Source organism: Aquimarina macrocephali JAMB N27 (assembly GCF_000520995.1).
Classification (GTDB): Bacteria; Bacteroidota; Bacteroidia; order Flavobacteriales; family Flavobacteriaceae; genus Aquimarina; species Aquimarina macrocephali.
Window position 1 is genome coordinate 1 of the sequence record NZ_JACA01000081.1, and the last position, 6,765, is coordinate 6,765.

The window sequence follows — 6,765 nt, forward strand, 5'->3', positions numbered from 1 at the left end:
TATCTGCTGTTGGGGCTGTAAGATCAATAGTTACTACTCCGGCTCCACTATTACCTCCTGCATCGGTAGCTACAACATCTAAAGTATCATTATCTGTTAAGACTGGTAAACTACCACTTGTAGGAACGACTACTCCAGTATCAATACTCCAATCTCCGGCAGCATCTGTAGTTACGGTATAAGTAACTTCTGGGGTACCATCACCATTCTCATCTACCGTAATCGTTAAAGTTTCATTAGCCTCTCCTGTCCCGGTTAAGGTAGGTGTAATATCATTCGTTGTAAACGTATCTGCAGTAGGAGCGGTTGTGTCAATAGTCACTACTCCTGCTCCACTATTCCCTCCGGCATCAGTAGCTACTACATCTAAAGTATCATTATCTGTCAATACCGGTAAACTACCACTATCTGGTACAGCAACTCCAGTATCAATACTCCAATCTCCGGCGGCATCTGTAGTTACGGTATAAGTAACTTCTGGGGTACCATCTCCGTTTTCATCTACCGTAATGGTTAAGGTTTCATTAGCCTCTCCCGTTCCGGTTAAAGTCGGAGTAATATCATTCGTTGTAAAGGTATCTGCAGTAGGAGCGGTTGTGTCAATAGTTACTACTCCTGCTCCACTATTGCCTCCGGCATCGGTAGCGACAACATCTAAAGTATCATTATCTGTCAACACTGGTAAACTACCACTATCTGGTACAGCAACTCCGGTATCAATACTCCAGTCTCCGGCGGCATCTGTAGTTACGGTATAAGTAACTTCTGGGGTACCATCACCATTCTCATCTACCGTAATCGTTAAAGTTTCATTAGCCTCTCCTGTCCCGGTTAAGGTAGGTGTAATATCATTCGTTGTAAACGTATCTGCAGTAGGAGCGGTTGTGTCAATAGTCACTACTCCTGCTCCACTATTCCCTCCGGCATCAGTAGCTACTACATCTAAAGTATCATTATCTGTCAATACTGGTAAACTACCACTTGTAGGAACGACAACTCCAGTATCAATACTCCAATCTCCGGCGGCATCCGTAGTTACGATATAGGTAACTTCTGGGGTACCATCTCCGTTTTCATCTACTGTAATGATTAAAGTTTCATTGGCCTCTCCTGTCCCGGTTAAGGTAGGTGTAATATCGTTCGTTGTAAAGGTATCTGCAGTAGGAGCGGTTGTGTCAATGGTTAAAGTCACAGAATTAGAGGTAGTAGGTGAACAAATGTAAGAGTCATCTGTTACAATCACCTGATATACATATCCATCTTCAGTTGCAGTTGCTCCTGTTAATGTTAATATTGCAGTATCACTACCTGTGTAAATATCTACTACATTGGCTGGGTTAATAGAAACAAAGCCTCCACCACTTTGATCATCAACCTGCCATTGATATGTATAATAATTTATATCTGGTTCTACCTCAAACGTTACTGAACCTACTCCATTAGTTGTTATGTTAACTGGTTGTGTAGTTATCGTTGGTACCGTTCCGATCTGTTGAAAATCAAACTGTGTATTATTTGTTGGCGCTATACCATCTGCATTAGCAGGAGTGGTATATGCTGCTGCCATAACTACTCCATTAGCATTTACTGTACCTGCTCCTACTGTTAACGGTTCTGCTGCTGTGTTTGAAGGGTTATACACTCCGCCATCACCCCCATCAGCATTTGCATCGGCATACCCTTCATTGGCATCACTACAACCATCACTATCACTATCTAATGTTATATAATCCAAACTACCATTACTACCTGTATCTGTTGGAGTATTCCCTACCCCTCCATTAGCTAAAGAAGGAACACCATTGGTCGCTGTATTATTTGTATTATTATCGTTATCATCGTGTCGACCTTCTTGTCCTAAAGCACCACTAAGAGTTCCCCCCGCTTCAATAACATCATAAATTCCATCGTTATCACTATCTAAATCCAAATGGTTAGGAACTCCATCTCCGTCAAAATCAAAAACAGGATCCAATGTATCACAAATCCCATCTAGATTACCATCTAAACAAACAGGTACGGTTCCACTTCCATTATTATCGAAATCTTGGTAGTTAGGAATACCATCATTATCTGCATCTATAGAAGGATTTACTCCTAATGTATTTTCTACTGTATCCAAAATCCCATCGTTATCATCATCAATATCTATGAGATTTCCTACATTATCATTATCTGTATCTAATGTTGTAAATATTATCGTTACAGAAGATATTGATATCGTACAACTTGTTAATGAATAATCAAATATGTAAGTCCCATCGGTTAATGTATTTGTATCTACTGTTCCCGCAGAGGAGTCAAAGTTACTTCCTGGATTATCACTTGCTCCATTAAGGCTCCAAATACCAAATGGTTCTGGAGTTCCTAAAAGATTGGATAGCAAATTTATTGTACCATCTCCTAAAGTCGCATAAATTGTATTGTTTATACCAGAGTTTGGCGATGCCTGAACCGAAACAGTTACAGAAGTTATAGCATTAGTAATACAAGAGCCTGTTGCAGAAACCGTATAATCAAAGGTGTATATACCTCCCGTTGTTGGATCATATGTTGCTGCTCCCGCATTAAAATCACCTCCTGGGTTATTAGGAGAAGACCCCGAAACACTCCAAGTTCCTCCAACATCGGCACCTGTAATCAAAGAATTAAGATTAATTACTGTATCTCCAGCGCAGGCAAATTCATCTGTTCCAGTACCAGAATTAGGCAGGTCATTAACTGTAATTTGTACTATATCTTCTGTAGCACAACTAACCCCATTATCTCCTACTATTCTAAACCAGGTAGTTTCATTAACTATCCTTGATGGTGTTAATGTATTATTTTCAAAAGCTCCTGACCAAGGCCCGGCTGGACCTGTTGTACTATATGACCATTCGTATCCTCCTGCTCCACCAACACCAATACCATCAGATAATGATATTGAATTATCAACACCTGGAGTTGCTGGTGTAAAAGGTACTACATAAATTGAAGCTGAAGCTGGCGTACATGAATTATCGCTTATTCCAACAGATATTGAACCACTGGTATATGTGACAACATTACCTAATCCGTCATCGAATATTATTGTGGCACCATCCAATGTACCTGTATCTGCTCCTACACAATCATAAATCTGGACTGCCCACCCTCCTGTTCTAGCATCAAAACCAATGAAAGGGGACCAATCAATGGTAAAAGTTCCAGTACCATCAAAATATTGATCATGAGTCCCTGTTAGAGGTGCTGGTTGTGCACAAAAATTAAATACACTTCCAACTGCATCATTTGTAAATGTTAAATTAGTTACATTATCACCAGAATTACAAGTGTTCCCTTGATTCGGTCCTAAAGTAACTGTAGTATTTCCATCGGGAGCAACTGCAAAAAAACCTAAGTCAGAAACATAAGTATGCGTGGCATCAAATGTTACACTAATCTCTGTTGTAGCAGTAATAGGAAATGGTCTGGGTACCGGATCATAATATGTGTATATCGGATTGGTAACGGTGCCGGCACCTGCCAAATTTACAGTATCTCCTGCACATGCGTTTTGTGGCGCACCCGCATCCATAACTAAAGATGAATTCCAAATCCATGCTCTACCTTCTTCTACCGTACCTCCATCATTTCTTACTACAAGATATCCTCCATCAGCCAAACCTGTCTGTACAGGAGTTGAACCTAAAGCAAAAGCATCATATGAATTACTAGTAGGGTTAAAAATATACCAATCATATATGGTTCCCGCTGATCCAGCAGGACAAACTAATTCTCCTGATCCAGAATCAAAAACAAATATTGGATCGTCAGAATTTGCAGATTGTAATGGATTTGCATACGCAGTAACCAGTTCTCCACAAGCCGAAGGAGAAGTAAGTGCTATTTCTGTATTACTCATCTTAATAACAACTACAGTTGTCGAAGCATTACTACATGGTGATGGTCCCGTTACATCATACCTAAAAATACTTCCTCCTAAAGGTAAAGTAGCTTCATCCACTATACTACCAGCTAACGCCCCTGTAGTATTTACATCCACCCATGTACCACCTGCGTCTTCAGTGCCATCCAAACCTGTAAATAAATCTGTTGGTCCATCACCTACAAAAATTATTAGTTGACCATTAGTAGATCCTGATCGTGGCCCCCTTGTTATAGGAAAGGATGCAGTAGCTATATTAGAGGTACCTCCATAAAAATCTGTTATCTGAATATCAATCAATCGATTTACTCCTGTGGTTGGATTAACCAAATTATTTAGATAAAAAATATCATCCAATACCTGTCTAAATTCTGATACTGTAGCATTACCATCATTAGTAATTGTTAAACTAGTAGTATTATTTCCAGAAACCAAAATACCAGTAAATCCTCCCGTCATAGTAAGTTCTTCCTGACCAATATCCTGTTCATTTGTAAGTGTAACTGTCATAGACTGAATTCCATGTGGAGCTACCAAATCTGAAGTTGCGCTTGTATTGGTATTATCCAATGGCTCCCATCCTGTGGAACAAGCCGTAGAATTAATATCAATTCCTCCAGCTCCCGTAACATTTGTTGTATCTAATCTTAACCATGGATTTGGTGATAAATCCATTGTAAATGGTTCTCCAGAAGCGGCTTCTGTGGCATCAGTAGCATAATATTCTACCGATAAAGTAGTTATTGCAATATTACTCTCTACTGTCCAGTATGTTCCTGCAGTAGTGATTGTACTTTTAGAACCTATATGAATTTCTGAAGTATTATTATTACTTACAAAATGTCCTTCTTGGGGGTTTGTTAAGCTTCCTGAAAATAAAGCGCCCGCATTAGGGCTAGAAATTTTTATATTTTCAGTTCTAATAAGATTACTATGTTCCTGAGAACTCAAAATAACATGCACAGGTTCACTAAATGTATAAGTATAAGTATTACCAGAAACTCCAACTGTAGTTCTGGCATTATTAAAACTATTTGCCAAAGTTGAGCTTGGCGCAACTGCATTAACCGTACCTCCTACACTCGATGAAGATGATCTAGTGATATCAACTGTTACAATAGTTACCCCATCTCCTATCGAAGACAAACTACTCGTCTGAAAATTATTCTCTGGAACTGTACCCGACAAAGACCCCCAAGTAGTAACCACCTGAGCACTTATCTGACTACCAAGAAATAAAATGAAAATGAAAAAGAAAAATGGCCTCTTTTTACAATGTAAGAATTGAGTAAAATTTATCATAAACTTGTATTATTAGATAACAAATATTATTAGATAATAAAAGGTAAATAGTCTTAAAAATTGAAAAATAAATTATTCGAAATTAACATATATTTTTGTTAAAAAAATAGAAAACAATGCTGAAAACATCATTTTTATCGATGAAATGCTCTTTTTGTTCGACAAAAGGTTTTTCTCTCTATTAACAAAATATCTTGGTTTTTTTGTTATTCATACGCAAACTCCTCTCTTTATGAAGGTTAAATCTCAAAAGAAATCTATAAGCATATTTATCATCGAAATTAGCAGTGATTTCCCCTGTTTTTCCCTGGATATTATGAGAGTTTTTTTCCTCTATTAACACTGAAGAAGTTTCTAAAAAGGAATATGCTATAAAAGAATATGTTCCCAGTAAGATGGTAATTATCCCGGTTAAAAATAACGCTCTGTAATTAGGTGAGTTATCAACTTGTTTTTGAATATAGCTTATATGGATATTCTGGATAAAAGAAAATATATCTTTTGATATAAAAAAAAGGAACCTCATAATGGTGGTTTAGTTTAAAATTATCGTTATTCAAATCCTTACAATTACTGGCTCGCCAAAAGTTTTATAATTGCTGGATTGTTTTTTAGGTATTTGTTATTGTTAATTCATTTTTGATATTTTTTAGTGAGAAATACTATCACTTACTCACTAAAAGTTTATGTGTATCTAGTTTGGAAAGAAAAACATTGGAATGCATTATACAATTTTAACAATAGTATCATTAGGCGTTAAAAAATAAAATACATCAACAAGATGAAATAGGAAATATATTTATTAAATGTAATTTTTTATATACGCAACAATAATTTTAAAAATAGTGACTTATATCATGTTTTTCTTAACATTATAAATTTATATATAAATTCTTAATTATAAATACACTGAAAGCTCAAAATAAATATGGTTTTACCATAACAAATGCAGTATGATTGGCTATTGATACAAGAAGAGGGATGGATTTTAAGAAATTGTAATAGATATTATCTTACCTATTCTTTGAATTACACATAGTAACATATTCTTTAACAGAAAGTTAAAACGACAACCAGGGTGTAATGTTATTTTCACTAAAAGAAACGAGGTGTTAGCATTCTATTGTATTTTTTGAAGAGTTCGAATCTGAGAAAGACTTCATAACTCCCATCATTAAATTGACTCTGACCTAACTCGGTGGTTTCACGATCATATGCAAAACCAATCATCATAGCATCTGAAATCTGAAATCCTATAGAACCACTTAATGCAGCACTCCATCGATAAGCAGCTCCCAATGTCAAACGATCGTACAATAAAAAATTAGCAGAAATATCTACCTGTAATGGTGCGCCAAATACCAACTTACCTAAAATTGCCGGCTTAAATTTTACATCATCACTCAAATCAAAAACATGACCTGCTATTAAATAATAATTTATACGTTCCTCTGCCAAAAAACTAACAGCATCACTAGTACTTGTGGTAGTACTCTCATCAAAATGGTTCGTCTCTAATAAATTAGGAGCACTTAAACCTACATAAAACTTAT

Annotated in this window: 2 protein-coding genes and 1 pseudogene; all 3 read right to left on the reverse strand. The window is 36.6% G+C overall.

Annotated elements, in window-relative coordinates:
• Positions 1–5,212, reverse strand: a pseudogene (locus Z054_RS0126985) (hypothetical protein); the annotation flags it as partial.
• A gap of 181 nt (positions 5,213–5,393) precedes the next feature.
• Positions 5,394–5,738 carry a hypothetical protein gene (locus Z054_RS0126990; protein ID WP_024773092.1) on the reverse strand — a complete coding sequence of 115 codons (345 nt, stop codon included), beginning with the start codon at positions 5,736–5,738 and terminating at the stop codon, positions 5,394–5,396.
• 569 nt (positions 5,739–6,307) lie between these two features.
• Positions 6,308–6,765, reverse strand: a 458-nt coding sequence (locus Z054_RS0126995) for a PorP/SprF family type IX secretion system membrane protein (protein WP_024773093.1), incomplete at its 5' end; no start/stop codon positions are given.